Genomic DNA, 19,626 nt, shown 5'->3' on the forward strand with positions numbered 1-19,626 from the left:
ATTCGAATAAAAATTGACCATCAAAGATCAACACGCTCTAGTCTGTCCAGCCAAGTGTTTGATGCGCCAATTTATCTCTCATCATTGGGAGTAATTCCATCGTCATTAGCCCTAAGTTGCGAGAAACAATCAGTGGCACACAACGATTTGCAAACACTTTCACCAACCCATCAGTAATAGAGATTGTTTTTTCTCTATCTTGTTGGCGAAGTTGTTGATATTGAGAGAGTACTCGATAACTACCAATATCAGTATTGGCATTAATCGCTTGGGTGATCGTATTGGCAAGTGCCATAACATCACGTAAACCAAGGTTAAAACCTTGTCCTGCAATAGGATGAAGTGTTTGCGAGGCATTTCCAACTAACGCTAAACGATGACCAATAATTTGATTGGCTTTTTGTAGCGCTAAAGGGTAGCAATTTCGCTTACCAATATGCTCTATCTTTCCTAAACGCCAGCCAAAGTCACGCTGTAAATGCGCGATAGTTGTTTCATCATCCCACTGTGAAACTTCATCCAATTTTTCAATAGGATGACACCATACTAATGAGCTACGCCCTTCACTCATTGGTAACATGGCTAATGGACCAAACTCCGTAAAACGCTCAAAAGCTTTGCCTTGAGGATCAATTTCTGTTTTGACATTAGCGATCACAGCCACTTGATGATAAGGCTCTCGTTGCCATTGAATATGGCACTGGTGACCAATAGGTGAATGAGTACCATCAGCAGCAATCAGTAAATCACCCGATAATTGCGTACCATCATCAAGTGTTACCTCAACAGAATCGATATTACGTTGAACTTGTTCAACTTTAGCGGGGCAATAAAGCGTGATATTAGATTGTTTTTTTAACTTAGCAAAAAGCTGACGCCCAGCATCATGCAATTCAATAACATAACCCAGTGCTAAGATATCATAGTCTTGTGCATGAATATTAACAAAACCACAATGACCTTTATCAGAGACATGAACATGATTAATGGGAGTGACAAAAGGTTTTAATGTTGACCAAAGCCCGATTTGCTCTAACCGTTTCGCTGTTCCATGTGCTAATGCGATCGCTCTTGCATCAAACCCAGGGTGCCCATTGTCAGGCTCTCTTGCTTCAATTAACGAAATTGAAATCTTACCTTTATTTAATGCAGAGAGTGCAAGTGCTAATGTCGCACCTGCCATTCCACCACCCACAATAATCACATTCATGCTGATTTTAGCCTTAAATTTTTCCTGCCATCAGAGCTTCAATTTCATCAGGATCTTTAACGACAGATGCCGTTAAATTCTCATTGCCTGTTTCCGTGATAACAATGTCATCTTCAATGCGAATACCAATGCCACGATACTCTTGTGGCACATCTGCATCTGGCGCAATGTAAAGTCCCGGTTCAATGGTCAGTACCATGCCAGGTTCTAAAATGCGGTCACGCTCCGTGCCATAATGTCCAACATCATGAACATCAAGACCTAGCCAATGGCTTAAGCTATGCATAAAGAAACGCTGATAGGCTTTTGTCTCAATAAGATGCTCGATTTCACCGTGCATAATGCCCAGTTTAACCAGTCCTTCGACCATGATATACACGACATGCTCAGTGACTTCTTTGATACTTGTACCAGGTTTGTACAATTCCAAAGAAACATTGATGGATTTTAAGACTATGTCATAAATTTCACGTTGTTGACGGCTAAATTTACCATTAACAGGGAAAGTACGGGTGATATCACCGGCATAACCTTCATATTCACAGCCTGCATCAATAAGAACTAAATCCCCATCACGCATTTTGGTTTCGTTTTCGGTGTAGTGCAAAATACAACCATTTTCACCACTGCCGACAATACTATTATACGAAGGGAAACGCGCACCATGAGAGGTAAACTCATGTTCAATCTCACCTTGAAGTTGATATTCATACATACCCGGCTGACATTTTTGCATCGCACGCGTATGTGCTAATGCGGTAATTTTTCCAGCTTTACGCAGTAATTCAAGTTCAAAATCAGATTTAAATAGGCGTTGCTCATGAACAATTGGACGCCAATCAATGATAGTTTGTGGTGCTTTTAAGTTACGGCGAGAACCTTTTCTTAAGGTTTCTAATGCACCAAAGACTATCTCATCAGCAAACGCATATTCACCTTGAGCATGATAAACAACATCTAACCCGTTTAATAATTGGTACAGTTGCTCACCAACATCTTCATAAGGTAGCGCCTTATCAACACCTAATTTTTCAGGTGCAGCTTCTTGTCCAAGGCGACGACCAAACCAAATTTCAGCGGTTAAATCTCTAACGCGATTAAAAAGCACACTGTGATTATGTGTTTCATCACTTTTAATCAGCACAAGAATAGCTTCAGGCTCGCTGAAACCAGTTAGATAAAGGAAATCACTATGTTGGCGATAAGGATACTCACTATCGGCATTACGTTGCGCTGGTGGTGCGGCAAAAAAGATAGCTGCACTCGCAGGCTTCATTTGAGCTAATAATGCCTGACGACGGGATAAAAATTCTTGCTTATTCATACCCACTCCTGTCTTTCATTTATCTTTATGGTTATCTAATTAATGATGAAATTAATGTAGTACACGTTGCTCATTTTGTTTGTCATTTCCTTTGTCTTTTGGAGCGACAAAAGTGATATAACAAAGTTGAACGGATACTTTTACATATTCACTGACTTCTTCAAGTGCATCTTCAAGTTCTTCTTGGTTTTCGTCTTCTTCATAACCTAGCGCACCAATATTACGCAAATCAGTAATCACTTCGGTCAATTCTTTATGATCAGACAACTTAGGTTGAGCAACACCCAGACCTAAAAGAAAATGATTAACCCATCCCGCAAGGGCATCGGCTCTTAGAAAAACAGATTCAGATTCGTCAGGCACTAACATAGAGAAGTTGAACACACTGTCATCGAGCTGTTCATAGGTGATGTGATAAAGCTCTTCAAGTGGCTCTGATAACGTTTTAGGAAAAGCTAAACCCTCATTAGTCAAATCGTGTAATAAGGTTTTCCAACTGTTATCGCGCACTGCACCGCAAATAAATCCTGTAATCAAACCATGCATTTCAGCCGCGGTTAAAGGTACTGTATGTTGCTGTAATAATGCATCAATAGTTTGATAATTCGGTAATGTGTTCTGTTTTGACATAAGAATAAACGTCGCATTTAGGGGAATAGTTCAAGATATGCTACCATCAATAGAAGTCGCTGTACCAGTTAAGCCATGTTAATCATTGGAATTTTTGCAGTAATAGCGTTTAATACAGCGTTATAACCGTATACACTACTAAACACGTAGCACAGATTTTATGTCAGGAAGGAATCATGTCCGCACAACCCGTTGATCTTCAAATTTTTGGGCGCTCATTACGTGTCAATTGCCCACCAGAACAAAGAGATGCTTTACTGGCTTCTGCTGCTGAACTGGAACAACGATTACAAGATCTCAAAGAACGCAGTGGTGTTTCCAACACAGAGCACTTAATTTTTATCGTGGCATTAAATATGAGTCATGAGTTGGCAGAAGAAAAGTTAAAAACCAGAGACTATGCCTACAACATGGAAGAGAAGATAAAAATGCTACAACAATCCATTGAACAAGCTTTACACGATCAAGGCAAGCATCATGATCGCACTTTTTCAACTGCGAAGTAGATTTGTTCAGAAAGCACGCGTACACCACGAAATTCACAGATAATAGGTTGCTTTCTACAATTAAAATAATACAATAGTTCATAGATAAGGTGCTTAACGCACCCACCAAATTTCTCTGAGATGTTTGCCAGCGGGCCAGTCCCCTGAGCCGATATTCGAAACACATAGAACGTGGTGATCTGTTGCTTGTGAGCATACCCGATTCGTTCAGGCAGCCTAATGGCAGCAACACTATGTTCACCTTGGACCATGGGTTCAAGGGTTACAGCTTGCGGCGGCATCTTGGAGACCTCCATTTAAGTTCTAAACACTGAGTATTTTATAAATGCTTAATGTTTAGAACTTTTTTTATACCCTTTTCCCTTACCCAATCTTGGCTTTTCTCTTTTTTACCTCTAAAGTGTAATAAATTGATGTTAATGATACTTCATCATTAACACTAACGACTTACTGATGGGTTGATGAATGATAGAAGCCTCACTTTTTCAGCAAAGAGATGAAATACGCAAGTCTATCCGCCAAAAGAGACGTTTACTCACTCAAGAGCAACAGCAGGACGCTGCGCTAAAACTATGCGAACAAGTTCTTACTCACCCTAAAATCAAACAAGCGCAGACGATTGCACTGTTTCTTTCTTTTGATGGTGAAATTGATACATCACCTTTGATCTCCCAGCTATGGGCATTAAATAAACAAGTTTGCTTACCTGTATTGCATCCCTTTCATCGCCATCACCTCCTTTTTTTACGCTACACACCTTCTACTACATTAGTAAAAAATCGCTTTAATATTTCAGAGCCGCCTTTAAATGTGAATGCGGTGATCCCTCTTTCTAATATCGATATTATTTTTACCCCACTTGTCGCATTTGATGAACAAGGTCAACGATTAGGTATGGGGGGTGGTTTTTACGATAGAACACTAGAAAACTGGCAACAAAAATCATTTTATCCAATGGGATTAGCGCATACTTGCCAACAAGTTGCTCACCTTCCTAGTGAGAATTGGGATGTACCATTACCTGAAATTATTACACCAGAAAAGATCTGGCATTTTTAGTTTTTTATTAGTGCTAGATTAAAATTAATGATTATCATCTGTGTTTTTTTATATTTTTGATAAAAAAAATAATATTAAATACCTTTTTATATTTTCAGCTATACAAAAGGTATTTTATTGTCATGGATAATAAAACAAAAAGTCACATAATAAAAAGTATTAGTATTATTATCAATCTAACTAAAAAGAGAAAAATAGAAATAAAAAAAGATTCTACTATAAACTCATTAGAAACTGAATATCAATTTAAACTAAAAAAAACAAAAAAATCATTTATTTTAAAAAAAATAGAACATCACATTATTTTTTTAGATAATAAAAACAATACATTTATATTATTAAAAAAAAATAAAAATACATATCTTATTTATAATATACAAACAGATAAAACAGAAAACCTAAGTCAAAGCCAATTCAATTCATTAAACATCTCACAATGCTATTATCTCTGTTTTAAAGAAAATCCATTTTTTAGTCTCTCATGGTTTTTTACAGTAATAAAGAAATACAAACTTATCTTTATAAACATTTTATTTTACTCACTCATTCTCCAATTATTAATGCTCACATCACCTTTTATAATACAAATTATTATGGATAAAGTGATTATCCATCAGGCTCTATCAACACTAGATGTTTTAATTATTGGATTGATTTTTATTGCTATTCTAGAAGGAACACTAAAAGGAATTCGAGAATATATTTATCAGCATACAGCAAATAAAATTGATATAACGTTAAGTCTAAAACTCGCCCAACATTTATTTAGACTTCCTATCGGCTATTTTAAATCACGTCAAACAGGTGCCATTGTGGCTCGAATAAAAGAATTAGATATTATTCGAGAATTTATAACAAAAACGCTGTTACTGTTATTTGTTGATTCTTCTTTTATTTTCTTATTTATATTTGCAATGGCAATATTATCGCTAAAGCTAACATTAATATTTATTTCGACAATTCCTCTTTATCTTATTTTAGCTAAATTACTTGCCCCAAAAATAGAATTTGCAGTTCAGCATCTTTATCAAAAAGTTGCAGTCAATACTGCCTTTCTTACTGAAAGCTTAGGTGGTATTGAGACAATTAAAAGCCTTTCTCTTGAACCAAGGTTTACACAACAATGGTATACACAAATTCATAAACTAACAGGTGAAAACGAAAAACTTCAAAATATTGATAATTTATCTCGCTTTATTGTGTCATTCATAAATAAAACAACAGTTGCACTACTCTTATGGGTAGGGGCTTGTGAAGTTATTTCGCTCTCAATGACAATAGGTCAGCTTATTGCTTTTACGATGCTACTTGGCTATTGCTTACAACCTTTAGCGACAGCTATTGATGTTTGGGGAAAATATATCAAAACAAAAACAGCAATCTACAACTTACAAGATATACTTAACCTTCCTAAAGAACAAAATAGTTCAATATTAGAAACAAATATTAAGGGGGAAATTACCTTTGATAATGTCAGTTTTCATTATCAAAATCATACGCCTGCTATTTTAAATAATATTTCATTACATATAAAAAGACATGAAATTATTGGTGTTGTTGGAACATCAGGATCAGGGAAAAGTACTTTAGCACGCATGATCTCAGGTCTTTATATTCCACAATCAGGTCATGTCGCACTTGATAATATTCCTCTTTCACAACTTAATTTAAATAGAGTACGCCAGCAAATAGGTATTATTCTACAACAAAATTTTTTATTTAATCTCAGTGTGTTTGATAATATCCGACTCACTCGACAAAATGCCTCTTTAGAAGACGTTATTTACGTAGCAAAACTAACGGGCGCTCATGAATTTATTTTAAAACTACCATTAGGTTATGACACTATTATTGCAGAGGGAGGACAATCCTTATCAGGAGGACAACGCCAACGTATTGCGATTGCAAGAGCCTTATTATCTTCGCCTAAAATTTTAATCTTTGATGAAGCCACCAGCGCATTAGATGATGAATCTCAGGCTATTATCCAAGAGCACCTTCCTCTTATTGCAAAAGAGAGAACCGTTATCATTATTGCTCATCGACTTTCAACGGTGAGAACTTGCCATCGTATTATTGTGTTGGAAAAAGGCAACCTTATTGAAGAAGGAACACATAAGGAATTAATTGCAAAAAATAGCCACTACAAAAAACTTTGGCAACGTCAACAAGGATGTTGAGTATGAACCTAAATATAAAATCTGCACTTTCTAAAGTATTTCAGCGTAAGAGAAAGAATATTAATTATGATTTCTACCCTAATCATATTGCACTTATTGAAAAACCTTTAACGCCATATAGTCGTTATATTGCGTCAATTATTTCATTCAGTGTTATCGCTTTTCTTATGTGGGCTTATTTAGGTAAATTAAATGTACAATCATCTGCAACAGGTAAACTTATTGTTGCAGGGCATTCTCAAGTTATTCAAATTTATGAGCATAGCCGCCTTGCTGTCCTTCATGTAAAAGAGGGACAAAAAGTAAATCAAGGTGATGCATTATTAACACTCGATATACTGGGTGTTGATGAGGAAGTTAAGGGAATACAGAAAAAAATAGATAGTCTGCTGTTACTTAAACTTCGTTATCAAGCATTAAGCCAAGAAACATCTCCACAAAAACTTTATCATTTTAATAAATTAGATGAAAAAACAAAAAAATCTATTCTTATCAGTTACCAAAAAGAAAAAGATGAATTTGAAAGTAATATAAATTTAATTGATGCCGAAATCGAGGTGAATAATAAAAATCAAACCATGATCCATAATGAACTATTATCATTAAATATATTAAAAGAAAATATTAAACAACGTTTTATTCTTAAGGAAAAGCTCTTTATAAAAAAAATAATTAGCCAAATGGAATATTTAGAAAATGAAAAAGAATTATTAGAAATAAACCGAGTCATTACAATTAAGAATGCTGAATATCAACTTATTAAGAGTCAAGAGAAAAAACTAAATGAAAATTTAGATCAGTTAGAGAAACAGAAAAAATTAGAATGGCATGATAAATATAAACAGTATGAAAGTGAACTATTAATTTATAGCCAAAATCTTAATCATGCCCAAAAACGACAACAGCTAAAAATCGTCCGTTCTCCCGTTACAGGTACTGTACAACAAATCACAAATTACACACTTGGCAGTATCTTACAGCCATCACAACAAGTGATGACGATAATTCCTGATAATCAGCACAATATAGCAGAAGTTAATATTCTCAATAAAGATATTGGTTTTATTCATGTAGGGCAAAAAGCAATGATAAAAATAGATGCTTTTCCTTACACTCGTTATGGCACCTTAGAAGGAAATATAACCAATATCGCCAGAGATTCCGTTCAACATGAGCAGCTAGGTTTAGTTTATCCCGCAAAAATTGAACTAAATACGCAAATGATAGAAAGCAATAATCAACAATATAACCTTGCTCCTGGGATGTCTTTAGTCGCTGAAATTATTATCGATAGACGTCGTGTTATTGACTATTTCTTAAGCCCAATAGAAGTTTACCGTCATAACGCACTAACAGAAAAATAATAAGGTGCTTAATATCATGAACAATATTAATTTAGAGAAAGAAAAAAAATATCACTCATCAATTATTGATGGACTAATTTATTTTTCAAAAACACAAACTGGAAAGATAAAAAAAGAGCAAGTTATTCATTTCCTGGGTAAAGAAGATCATCTTAATAAGTGGGATATTCTTGAAGCCATTCAACTTTTGGAATTAAAAGGTGATTTCTCCTTATTCGATTATAATGAGCATCTTATTATCGATACCCTTATAGAAATAAATGATTCTTGGTATATTTTAAAAAAAACAAAAGAAAAAACATTAATTATTATAAATCCTACAAATAATATAAAAACCGAGCATGTCATTGATAAAGAAAAAAAGCTTAATACATTACAACTTATTGCTAAAGAGCCCTCTTCATCATTATCAAAATTTAATCTAAATTGGTTTATTCCTTCTATACTAAAGCAGAAAAAATCATTATTCCTGTTTTTTATTTTATCTTGTTGCATTCAACTCTTTGCTTTAGTGAATCCCATTATTTTTGAAAAATTTATCGATACCGTTTTAACGGGGAGAAATTTATCTAATTTACATCTATTTGGCTGTCTATTCGTCTTAATTGCTATCACGGAACCCATATATCTTTTTTTGCGAGATAAGTTATATGCATTTATATCTTGTCAATTAAGTGCTGAATTTTCAGGAAAAGCGTATCAACATCTCATCCGCTTACCGAGTCATTTTTTTACTCAACGCCCATCTGGACAAATCATTGCTCGTATACAAGAGCTTTCACATATCAGACAATTTATTACTGGTTCAGCATTGATGATGGTCCTTGATCTTATTTTTATTGCTGTGTTTATCTTTGTGATGTTTATTTATTCATCAACCTTAACGTGGATAACATTAAGTTCTTTAGTTCTTTATTTTATATTTTGGCTTATTCTAGGACCTATCATTCGTTATTGGGTAAAGCAAGAATATCAAACCAACGCAGATAATATTAGTCTACTGACAGAAGCGATAAATGGCATAGAAACCATTAAAGTGACGGCGACAGCAAGTCATTTTATAGAAAAGTGGCAATACAAGTTGACCGATCATATTAATAAACGTTTTTCAGGTGCTAAAAAAGCGTTATTCGCTCAGCAATTTATTTTTATTATTCATAAGATCACTACTGCAATTATTTTATGGCAAGGCGTCAATTTCATTATTAATGCACAAATGACCGTAGGTGAACTTATCGCGTTTAATTTATTTGCCGCCCATATTACACAACCTATTTTACGTTTAGCGCAATGTTGGCAAGATTTTCAACAAACATCCATTTCTTTGCGCCGTATTGGTGATATTTTAAGTAATCCCACAGAACACCAATACCAAGGATTAGCTACCGTTCCTAAAATAACAGGGAGCATTACTTTTTCAAATGTCTATTTTCGTTACACAGACAAGACACCTGATGTTATTGAGTCACTTTCTTTATCTATTCCAGCAGGGAAATTTATTGGTATTACAGGGCGTTCTGGCTCAGGAAAAAGTACTCTTACTCGCTTAATTCAACGTTTCTATACGCCCCAACAAGGAAAAATTTATATTGATGGCATGGATTTAGCTATCGCTGATCCTTTATCTCTACGCCAAAGTATGAGTATCGTTTTACAAGAGAGCTTTTTATTTAGTGGCTCTATTTTTGAAAATATTCGTTTATCAAAACCGAATGCGAGTGAAGAGGAAATAACAGAAGCGGCTCGACTTGCTGGCGCTTTAGATTTTATTAATCAACTTCCTTTAGGATTTAATACACAAGTAGGAGAAAGAGGTTCTAATTTATCAGGCGGGCAACGCCAGCGTATTGCACTTGCTAGAGCCTTATTAACTAATCCACGTATTCTTATTTTAGATGAAGCAACATCTGCATTAGACTATGAGTCTGAAGCACAAATTTTAGCGAATTTACCTCAGATTTGTAAAAACAGAACCGTAATTAGTATTGCGCACCGTCTTAATACATTAGCGCATTCAGATTATATTTATGTAATAGATAAAGGGCAGGTATTAGAAGAAGGCTCTCACTCTCATTTATTAGAAAACCAAGCACTCTATTACCAATTATGGCAGCAACAAATTCAATAAATAAAGATTAAAAGATACAAAAAAGGCTCGATATTTCGAGCCTTCAATATATTACGAATAATTTATTAATAATTAGTAAAGCATACGAGCGCGGATTGTTCCCGGTAATGCTTTGAGTTTTTGTAACACTAACTCAGCTTGAGCTTTCGTTTGTGTTGTAATATCGATCACAACATAACCTACGTTACCTGACGTACGTAAATATTGCGCGGCTACGTTGATATTTTCTTCAGTAAACACTTTATTGATGCTATTCATCATACCTGGGCGGTTTTCATGAATATGCAGTAAACGGTTTACATCGTCGCCGTGGCTTGGCAGTGATACTTCTGGGAAATTAACAGCAGATAATGTAGAGCCGTTATCTGAATATTTCGCTAATTTACCCGCAACTTCATAGCCAATGTTTTCTTGCGCTTCTTGAGTTGAACCACCGATATGTGGTGTTAATATCACATTGTCGAACTTGATAAGTTCAGAAACAAACGGATCGTTAGGATCATTATTCGCACCCGGCTCTGATGGGAATACGTCAACCGCAGCACCAGATAAATGTTTTGATTCTAACGCTTGAGCCAATGCAGGAATATCAACCACCGTACCACGAGAAGCGTTGACAAGAATTGCTCCCGGCTTCATACGCTGAATTTCTTCATGTCCAATCATATTCTTGGTTGATGGTGTTTCTGGCACATGTAAGCTGACAATGTCACACATATTCAACAGTTCAGAGAGATGACGAATTTGCGTTGCATTACCTAATGGCAGTTTGTTTTCAATATCATAGAAATAGACATCTAAACCCACACTTTCGGCTAAAATACCTAATTGTGTGCCAATGTGACCATAACCAATAATACCCAGTTTTTTACCTCGTGCTTCAAAACAGCCTTTGGCTTGTTTATCCCAAACACCACGATGAGCTTTCGCATTGGCTTCAGGAATACGACGCAGTAATAACAGTAATTCGCCAAGCACCATCTCAGCCACGGAACGGGTGTTTGAGAAAGGTGCGTTGAAAACAGGAATACCACGACGGGCAGCAGCCTCTAAATCAACCTGATTGGTACCAATACAAAAGCATCCCACTGCAACTAATTTTTCAGCCGCAGCAAAAATCTCTTCTGTTAAATGAGTGCGGGAACGAAGACCAACAAAACGTGCATCACGGATAGCTTCTTTTAATTCTTCGTCCGATAATGCGCCTTTGTGATATTCAATATTGGTATAACCCGCAGCTCTTAAATTTTCTACTGCACTTTGGTGCACACCTTCGAGGAGTAGAAACTTTATTTTTTCTTTTTCCAAAGATACTTTGACCATTTACCCTGCCCTATCGTTATTACATTTAATGAAAAACAAAATCCTGTCTCAACAACATAACAAAAATAGATTTTGTGGCAATACAACCGATTGCTGTGATGACAGAATAAGCGGTAAAGAAAGCGATTTTCTACCGAGTAAAATGATTTTGACTTTGAAAATGGCAGGATTTTAAAGAGAGATATAACTGTCGTGTGATATATATCACTGAATTTGCAGTTTCTAAAATAATTTAAAAAATAGGTAGCCATCGCTACCTATCTTAAAAAGAATTACTTAATGGTTTTCACACCTTCAGAGGTACCCATTAAAACAACATTCGCACCACGGTTAGCAAATAATCCTACGGTTACAACACCTGGAATACTGTTAATTTTGTTTTCCAGTTCAATAGGATTAAGAATAGTTAAGTTATGAACGTCTAAAATAACGTTACCGTTATCCGTTACCACATTTTCACGATATTCAGGTAAACCACCCAGTTTGACCAATTCACGAGCAACATAAGAGCGCGCCATTGGAATGACTTCTACTGGTAGTGGGAATTTACCTAATACGTCGACTTGTTTAGATTCATCAACAATACAGATAAATGTTTTCGCTACACCTGCGATAATTTTTTCACGGGTTAATGCTGCTCCGCCACCTTTGATCATTTGCATGTGATGGTTAATTTCATCAGCACCATCAACATAAATGTCTAAAGAGTCAACTTCATTACAATCAAAAACAGGAATGCCGTAACTTTTTAATTTTGCAGTTGATGCTTCTGAACTTGAAACTGTGCCTTCGATTTGACCTTTCATTGTTGCTAATGCATCAATAAAGTGAGAAGCCGTAGAGCCAGTACCGACACCCACAATCGTGCCTGGTTTTACATATTCAAGCGCCGCCCAACCTACTGCTTTTTTCAATTCATCCTGAGTCATTTAAAAAACCTTATTTATCACGTTAATGGACTAAGAATAGCATATTGCATTCAAAACTAGCACGAGACACATCAAAAACTGAGAAGCAACATTTTAACTCATTACAACGAAAAATATGGCATAGTAAGCAATAGAATATAAAATCGAAGAGAGTCTGTTAATGAAACGCCCTGATTATCGAGCATTACAAGCCCTTGATGCCGTCATTCGAGAACGTGGCTTTGAAAGAGCCGCGCAAAAGTTATGTATTACACAATCTGCCGTTTCACAGCGTATCAAACAATTAGAAAACTTATTCGGGCAACCGCTATTAGTCAGAACTGTTCCACCTCAACCCACTGAGCAAGGACAAAAATTATTAGCGCTATTGCATCAAGTAGAATTACTTGAAGAACAATGGTTAGGTGATGAAAATAGCGGTTCTACGCCTCTTTTACTCTCTTTGGCGGTGAATGCTGACAGTTTAGCAACATGGTTATTGCCTGCTTTACATCCCGTCTTAACGCAACTGCCTATTCGTCTCAATATTCAAGTAGAAGATGAAACTCGTACTCAAGAACGATTAAGACGAGGCGAAGTGGTTGGTGCAATCAGTATTCAGCCACAAGCACTACCAAGTTGCCTTGTCGATCAATTAGGCGCTCTCGATTACCTATTCGTTGCTTCTCCTGACTTTGCTCAACGCTACTTTTCCAATGGCGTAACAAAATCTTCGTTATTAAAAGCGCCAGCAGTCGCATTTGACCATCTTGATGATATGCATCAGGCATTTTTACAACAAAATTTCGGCTTATCACCTGGTAGTGTGCCGTGTCATATCGTGAACTCATCTGAAGCCTTTGTGCAATTAGCTAAACAAGGTTCAACCTGTTGTATGATCCCTCATCTGCAAATTGCTAATGAACTAAAAAGCGGAGAGTTGGTTGATTTAACTCCAGGGCTTTACCAGCGACGTATGCTTTATTGGCACCGATTTGCGCCAGAAAGTAGAACTATGAGAAAAGTGACAGACGCACTCATTGATTTTGGCCGTAAAGTTTTAAAACAGGATGAAGAGTAATACGCTATTTCATCTTATTAACACAATAAATAGGCTTCATATTGAAGCCTATTTATTTTTATCACCACATGATTATTTAGTGCGTTTTAATTCAAAAACCACATCAACATAATCTTTAAACTCGATGCTTTGCTGTTCATAGGTTTCTTGCACAGCAGCAGGTGCTTGTGCTTTTAATGCCATTGCATCCATACGCACTTGTGCGATTGGATAAGGTGTGGCTTCTGGCGCACGATAACTCACGCTATAAACAGCACCTAAATCTGCACCGAAACCTTTTGCTACTGACGTTGCTTGATCAATTGCATTTTTAATCGCAACTTCTCGTGCTTTTGTTTTGTATTGTTCTGGATTATTGACACCAAATTCAACGTTATTAATCTCATTTAAACCAGCTGCTAATGCGCCATCAAGCAACGTATTAAGCTGTTCTAATTTCTTAATTTTAACATTAACAGTACGTGTTGCGGTATAACCATTAATCACTGAACGCTCTGCTTTTTTATCGTACTCATAATTTGGTTGAGTACGGATATTAGCAGCATCAATATCTTCTTTAACAACACCATTTTCTTTTAAGAAGGCAAAATATTTTGCAACACGCTCATCAACTTGTTTCTTAGCCTGAGCTGCATCTTTTGCTCTTTCGTTAACCTGAATATTTAATGTTGCCATATCAGGAGCGGCTTTAATTGTCGCATTACCCGATGTTGTGATATGAGGCCCTTCTGGCTCAGACGCCGCTAATGCAAAAGAAGGTAATCCCAGCATAAACACGGATGCTAATACAATTGCTTTTAATTTCACAAAAACCCCCGACATAATAAAATTTAAGACCATCTTTTATGGCTAAGAAGAACCTTAGCATATCTGATGTAAAGTTCTTTAAGATTAAAAGAGTGTTTTCCATCCTTGTGCAGCTAATTGAATAGCAATAAACCACATTATACATCCTACAAACAGATTAATAATACGTTGAGCGCGCGCTTTGCTTAATATTGGAGAAAACCAAGCTGCTAAGAGCGATAACGCAAAAAACCAGCTTATAGAGGCAAATACCGCACCAAATGTAAACCAAGGACGAAGTTCTGACGTTAATTGCCCGCCAATACTACCTATCACAACAAAAGTATCTAAATAAACATGAGGATTAAGCCATGTTACGGCAACTAATGTTACGATCACACGCCAACGGCTTTTTACCTGATTTTCGCTTTGTGACAATTCAATATCTTTTGAAAAAGCAGTTTTAAATGCATTCCAGCCATACCATAATAAGAACGCGACTCCACCCCAAGTGATCAGTAATAAAAGTATTTCTGATTGGCTAAGTAGGGCACTTCCACCAAAGACACCTGCCGAGATCAAAATAACATCACTTAAAGCGCATAAAAATGCACTCATCAAATGAAACTGTTTTTTACTTCCTTGTTGTAAAACAAAGGCATTCTGAGCCCCTATTGGTAAAATCATTGCTGCACTTAATAAGAACCCCTGAAAAAAAGTTGTGAACATGCAAAATATCCTAATAATTATTCGTTTAATATTGGATGAATAATAGAGGGGTTTTGATATTAGATGAAATGAATCATTCTTATTGATAATAAGAAAAACTAATGGCAATAAATACAAAAAAGCCACGTTATTAACGTGGCTCTAAATCATCTATTTTAGTGTGACTATTCTGCTTTAGTCGTCGTACTTTGTATTTGATGCATATAGACATCCATTTGTGGGAATGGAATACCAATTTTATTTGCATCCAATGTGCGTTTAAAGTCTTCCATTAAGTCCCAATAGACAGGCCACGCATCATCATTTTTTGTCCACACTCGTACCACAAAATTTAATGAAGACGGTGCCATTTCATGTAAACGGATAGTCACGCCTTTATCATGTTGAATACGTTTGTCTTTAGCAACGACATCACCTAATACTTTTTTTACCATATCAATGTCAGCATCATACGCTACACCAACAATGATTTGAGTACGGCGATCAGGCTCTCGCGTTAAGTTAATCACTTCGCTACTGATTATCTTACTATTTGGGATAACAATAATTCTGTCATCGGCTGAGCGCAAAGTCGTTGAGAAAATTTGGACATCTCTAACGGTACCTTCCACAGCCCCTATAATCACATATTCGCCTGCACGAATTGGGCGGAAAATAACAATAAGCACACCAGCAGCAAAGTTTGAAAGTGAGCCTTGTAAAGCTAAACCAACCGCTAAACCAGCCGCACCTAATACAGCAATAACAGAAGCCGTTTGTACACCTAATCGGCCTAATACTGCAATTAAAGTGAAAGCGACAACAGTGTAACGCACTAAAACAGATAAGAATGTCACGACAGTAGCATCGATATGACGTAACGTTAAAACTCTAGCAACACCTTTTCCAATCATTTTTGCCACAAATAAACCTATAAATAGGATCAAAAATGCGGCAACAATATTGACTGCATACTGAATAAAGAGATCTTGATTGGCGACAAACCAACCTGTTGCTTCATCTAAACTAGCAGGTAATTCATTCATTAGACCACCTTTTAAACTTAAAAACGTAATAAAAAGAAGAGTAATTCAATAGTATATTGTGGCAGATTTATTCCAAAAATATATAGGATTTGTTAATTTTTTCTATTTTCCAGAATAAATAACCGGTATTTTTGTAGCATAGTAGCGAAATCATCTAGCCCACAAAAAGCAATGCTCTCGTTATCGTAATAACTCATGCCCTCTTCCATTTCATCTGTTTCAAAATGTAATGTATTCGCTCTTATCATCACTTCTTCGTCATCAATAGAAAGGCTGTATTCTTTACCGATTAATTCCCACTGTCTTTCACTACCTTTAATACCTTCCATTTCTTCAAGAATTTGATCTATCAGACTAATATCGCCCTGAATTTCATCATTCAGCCAATAGCCTATTGCTTCATGATCCATCGAAAAACGGGCTAGTATACCGCCAGTGAGATCTCGCTGAAATTCATAATCCATGGTGTACGCCCCTTATTAAGCTGCTACTTTTTGATAAAAAATATCTTATTCTTATTATGACAAAAATAACAAAAAACGGGAGGCATTTGCCTCCCGTTTGTTCATATAAAATACTTTAAAGCAATAAATTAATCATTATACCGTTGTTTGGAAAATAACTTGGTCTGCTTTATCTGTATATTGCTCTAGTTGGTCAAAGTTTAAATAGCGATAAGTATCTTCTGCGGTTTCATCCACTTTACTCATAAAGTCCAGATACTCTTGTGGCTCAGGTAAACGACCTAATAATGACGCAACTGCGGCAAGCTCCGCAGAAGCAAGATACACATTCGCACCTGTACCTAAACGATTAGGGAAGTTACGTGTCGATGTTGAAACCACTGTTGCACCATCAGCAACGCGTGCTTGGTTACCCATACACAATGAACAACCCGGCACTTCGATACGTGCACCACTCTTACCAAAGACGCTGTAATAGCCTTCTTCCGTTAATTGTGCCGCATCCATTTTTGTTGGTGGTGCAACCCATAAACGTGTTGGTAATTGGCCTTTATGCTGATCAAGCAGTTTGCCCGCAGCACGGAAGTGACCAATATTGGTCATACAAGAACCAATAAACACTTCATCAATTTTGCTGTTTGCCACTTCTGAGAGCAGACGTGCATCATCAGGATCATTCGGCGCACATAAAATTGGCTCTTTGATCTCATTTAAATCGATTTCGATAACAGCCGCATATTCTGCATCTGCATCAGCTTCAAGTAATTGAGGATCTTTCAGCCAGTTTTCCATTGATGTAATACGACGTTCGATAGTACGGCGGTCGCCATAACCTTCAGCAATCATCCATTTCAGTAAGATGATATTAGATTGCAGATATTCAATGATAGGCGCTTTATCCAGTTTAATCGTACAACCTGCTGCTGAGCGCTCTGCTGATGCGTCAGCAAGCTCAAATGCCTGTTCTACTTTAAGCTCTGGTAAGCCTTCAATCTCAAGAATACGACCAGAGAAAATATTTTTCTTACCTTTTTTCTCAACTGTCAGTAAACCGTCTTGGATCGCGTAATAAGGAATAGCATGAACTAAATCACGCAGTGTCACACCCGGTTGCATTTCACCTTTAAAACGTACCAGAACAGATTCTGGCATATCTAATGGCATTACTCCTGTTGCCGCAGCAAAAGCCACTAAGCCTGAACCTGCTGGGAATGAGATACCAATAGGGAAACGAGTATGTGAGTCACCGCCTGTACCAACAGTATCAGGCAGTAACATGCGGTTTAACCATGAGTGGATAATACCGTCACCAGGACGCAGTGAAACTCCGCCACGGTTCATAATAAAATCAGGTAAGGTGTGATGTGTTGTAACATCTACTGGTTTTGGATAGGCCGCGGTATGACAGAATGATTGCATCACTAAATCAGCAGAGAAACCAAGACACGCCAAGTCTTTTAGCTCATCACGGGTCATTGGACCTGTGGTATCTTGTGAACCCACAGAGGTCATTTTTGGCTCGCAATATTCGCCAGGGCGAATACCTGTACGACCACAAGCACGACCAACCATTTTCTGTGCTAAAGAGAATCCACGGTTGCTTTCTTCAACAGGTTTAGCATGACGGAACAATGTGCTAACCGGTAAACCTAGCGATTCACGCGCTTTTGACGTTAATCCACGACCAATGATCAATGGAATACGACCACCAGCACGCACTTCATCAATTAATACTTCTGTTTTCAGCTCAAAGGTTTCCAGTAACTCATTTGTTTCATGGTTACGAATTTCACCTTTGTATGGGTAAATATCAATAACATCACCCATATTTAATTTAGAAACATCGACTTCGATTGGGAGTGCTCCCGCATCTTCCATAGTATTAAAGAAGATAGGCGCGATTTTGCCGCCAAGAACAACACCACCACCTCGTTTATTAGGAACGAACGGAATGTCGTCTCCCATAAACCAGAGTACAGAGTTAGTTGCTGATTTACGTGATGAGCCAGTCCCAACAACATCACCAACATAAGCCAGTGGAAAGCCTTTCTTATTTAATGCTTCGATTTGTTTAATTGGGCCTACGCTACCCGGCTGGTCAGGCTCAATGCCTTCGCGCGCATTTTTCAGCATTGCTAAAGCATGTAATGGGATATCAGGGCGGGACCAAGCATCAGGTGCTGGAGATAAGTCATCGGTATTAGTTTCACCAGTGACTTTAAATACGGTAACAGTAATTTTTTCCGCTAGTGCAGGGCGCTCAGTAAACCACTGTGCATCAGCCCAAGATTGCATAATTTGCTTAGCATAAACGTTGCCTGCTTTCGCTTTTTCCTCAACATCATAGAAGTTATCAAACATCAGTAATGTGTGAGAAAGCGCTTTGGCTGCAATTGGTGCTAACTTATCATTTTCCAGAGACTCAATTAATGCATGGATATTATAGCCACCTTGCATGGTGCCTAATAATTCAACAGCTTTTTCTGGTGTGATAAGAGGTGATGTGGTTTCGCCTTTCGCGAGGGCAGTTAAAAAGCCCGCCTTAACATAGGCAGCTTCATCAACTCCGGGTGGAACGCGGTTAACAATTAAATCAAGAAGAAATTCTTCTTCACCTTTAGGGGGATTTTTTAATAGCTCAACAAGTGCGGCTGTTTGTGTGGCATCGAGAGGTTTTGGAACGACACCTTCAGCTGCACGCTCTGCTACGTGCTTACGGTATTCTTCTAGCACGACTGTCTCCTCGCTTCTTTGTCATTTTGTATAACCCGGCTGTCTGCACCCTGTCTGTTGAAGGATGCCAGGTCAGAGGATCTTTTGCTCGCATAAAACATAAGAGGTTGTAAAATTATGCCCAGCTAAGGGCTATCAGCATAGCAAATCTTCAACACGATGTTAATTCGTTCACA

At 37.1% G+C, this 19,626-nt stretch carries 16 protein-coding genes and 1 other RNA gene; 7 read left to right on the forward strand and 10 right to left on the reverse strand.

Annotated elements, in window-relative coordinates; translation table 11 throughout:
- Positions 1 to 37: 37 nt before the first annotated feature.
- Genes ubiH through JEP36_RS03360 form a run of 3 tightly spaced genes read right to left on the reverse strand, consistent with a single transcriptional unit; the run spans position 38 to position 3,164 of the window.
- The gene (ubiH, locus tag JEP36_RS03350; protein ID WP_198620802.1) at positions 38 to 1,210 is read right to left on the reverse strand and encodes a 2-octaprenyl-6-methoxyphenyl hydroxylase; all 1,173 of its coding nucleotides are present in this window, start codon (positions 1,208 to 1,210) and stop codon (positions 38 to 40) included.
- Between the two features lie 13 nt (positions 1,211 to 1,223).
- Entirely contained in the window at positions 1,224 to 2,534 is a 1,311-nt protein-coding gene (pepP, locus tag JEP36_RS03355) for a Xaa-Pro aminopeptidase (protein ID WP_198629867.1), read from the reverse strand.
- Between the two features lie 51 nt (positions 2,535 to 2,585).
- A complete protein-coding gene (locus JEP36_RS03360) occupies positions 2,586 to 3,164 on the reverse strand; it encodes a YecA/YgfB family protein (protein ID WP_109371086.1) in 579 nt (192 codons plus the stop codon).
- A 176-nt stretch (positions 3,165 to 3,340) separates the two neighbouring features.
- On the opposite strand from JEP36_RS03360, the gene zapA reads away from it, so the two are divergent.
- The 6 genes from zapA to JEP36_RS03390 all read left to right on the forward strand — a co-directional run bounded on the left by zapA (position 3,341) and on the right by JEP36_RS03390 (position 10,401).
- Positions 3,341 to 3,670: a cell division protein ZapA gene (gene zapA / locus JEP36_RS03365; RefSeq protein ID WP_023581530.1), complete on the forward strand. Its 330-nt coding sequence runs from the start codon at positions 3,341 to 3,343 to the stop codon at positions 3,668 to 3,670.
- 109 nt (positions 3,671 to 3,779) lie between these two features.
- A non-coding RNA gene (gene ssrS / locus JEP36_RS03370) (6S RNA) lies at positions 3,780 to 3,963 on the forward strand.
- A gap of 172 nt (positions 3,964 to 4,135) precedes the next feature.
- Positions 4,136 to 4,729 (forward strand): 5-formyltetrahydrofolate cyclo-ligase, encoded by a 594-nt coding sequence (locus JEP36_RS03375; RefSeq protein WP_198620805.1) that lies wholly within the window; start codon positions 4,136 to 4,138, stop codon positions 4,727 to 4,729.
- Between the two features lie 122 nt (positions 4,730 to 4,851).
- Positions 4,852 to 6,909, forward strand: a complete 2,058-nt coding sequence (locus JEP36_RS03380) for a peptidase domain-containing ABC transporter (RefSeq protein WP_198629868.1) — start codon at positions 4,852 to 4,854, stop codon at positions 6,907 to 6,909.
- A 2-nt stretch (positions 6,910 to 6,911) separates the two neighbouring features.
- A complete protein-coding gene (locus JEP36_RS03385) occupies positions 6,912 to 8,273 on the forward strand; it encodes an HlyD family type I secretion periplasmic adaptor subunit (RefSeq protein WP_198629869.1) in 1,362 nt (453 codons plus the stop codon).
- A gap of 16 nt (positions 8,274 to 8,289) precedes the next feature.
- The gene (locus JEP36_RS03390; protein WP_198629870.1) at positions 8,290 to 10,401 is read left to right on the forward strand and encodes a type I secretion system permease/ATPase; all 2,112 of its coding nucleotides are present in this window, start codon (positions 8,290 to 8,292) and stop codon (positions 10,399 to 10,401) included.
- A 72-nt stretch (positions 10,402 to 10,473) separates the two neighbouring features.
- On the opposite strand, the gene serA is transcribed toward JEP36_RS03390, so the two are convergent.
- Together serA and rpiA are read right to left on the reverse strand one after the other, a co-directional pair.
- Positions 10,474 to 11,724, reverse strand: a complete 1,251-nt coding sequence (serA, locus tag JEP36_RS03395) for a phosphoglycerate dehydrogenase (protein WP_198620809.1) — start codon at positions 11,722 to 11,724, stop codon at positions 10,474 to 10,476.
- 272 nt (positions 11,725 to 11,996) lie between these two features.
- Complete coding sequence (rpiA, locus tag JEP36_RS03400; RefSeq protein WP_072063358.1) at positions 11,997 to 12,653, reverse strand: ribose-5-phosphate isomerase RpiA; 657 nt, start codon at positions 12,651 to 12,653, stop codon at positions 11,997 to 11,999.
- 160 nt (positions 12,654 to 12,813) lie between these two features.
- Between rpiA and JEP36_RS03405 the strand changes: the two genes are divergently transcribed.
- Positions 12,814 to 13,713: a LysR family transcriptional regulator ArgP gene (locus JEP36_RS03405; RefSeq protein ID WP_198620810.1), complete on the forward strand. Its 900-nt coding sequence runs from the start codon at positions 12,814 to 12,816 to the stop codon at positions 13,711 to 13,713.
- Positions 13,714 to 13,785: 72 nt separating this feature from the next.
- On the opposite strand, the gene JEP36_RS03410 is transcribed toward JEP36_RS03405, so the two are convergent.
- The 5 genes from JEP36_RS03410 to acnB all read right to left on the reverse strand — a co-directional run bounded on the left by JEP36_RS03410 (position 13,786) and on the right by acnB (position 19,450).
- Positions 13,786 to 14,520: an oxidative stress defense protein gene (locus JEP36_RS03410; protein WP_198620811.1), complete on the reverse strand. Its 735-nt coding sequence runs from the start codon at positions 14,518 to 14,520 to the stop codon at positions 13,786 to 13,788.
- An 84-nt stretch (positions 14,521 to 14,604) separates the two neighbouring features.
- Positions 14,605 to 15,228: an arginine exporter ArgO gene (gene argO, locus JEP36_RS03415; protein ID WP_198620812.1), complete on the reverse strand. Its 624-nt coding sequence runs from the start codon at positions 15,226 to 15,228 to the stop codon at positions 14,605 to 14,607.
- A 164-nt stretch (positions 15,229 to 15,392) separates the two neighbouring features.
- Positions 15,393 to 16,253, reverse strand: a complete 861-nt coding sequence (gene mscS, locus JEP36_RS03420; RefSeq protein ID WP_198620813.1) for a small-conductance mechanosensitive channel MscS — start codon at positions 16,251 to 16,253, stop codon at positions 15,393 to 15,395.
- Between the two features lie 92 nt (positions 16,254 to 16,345).
- Positions 16,346 to 16,717, reverse strand: a complete 372-nt coding sequence (locus JEP36_RS03425; protein WP_198620814.1) for a YacL family protein — start codon at positions 16,715 to 16,717, stop codon at positions 16,346 to 16,348.
- A gap of 135 nt (positions 16,718 to 16,852) precedes the next feature.
- Positions 16,853 to 19,450, reverse strand: coding sequence for a bifunctional aconitate hydratase 2/2-methylisocitrate dehydratase (gene acnB, locus JEP36_RS03430; protein WP_198620815.1), 2,598 nt, complete (start codon positions 19,448 to 19,450; stop codon positions 16,853 to 16,855).
- Positions 19,451 to 19,626 lie beyond the last annotated feature (176 nt).

Origin of the sequence: Proteus sp. PR00208 (assembly GCF_016238545.1) — a bacterium.
In the GTDB taxonomy this organism is placed as follows: Bacteria; Pseudomonadota; Gammaproteobacteria; order Enterobacterales; family Enterobacteriaceae; genus Proteus.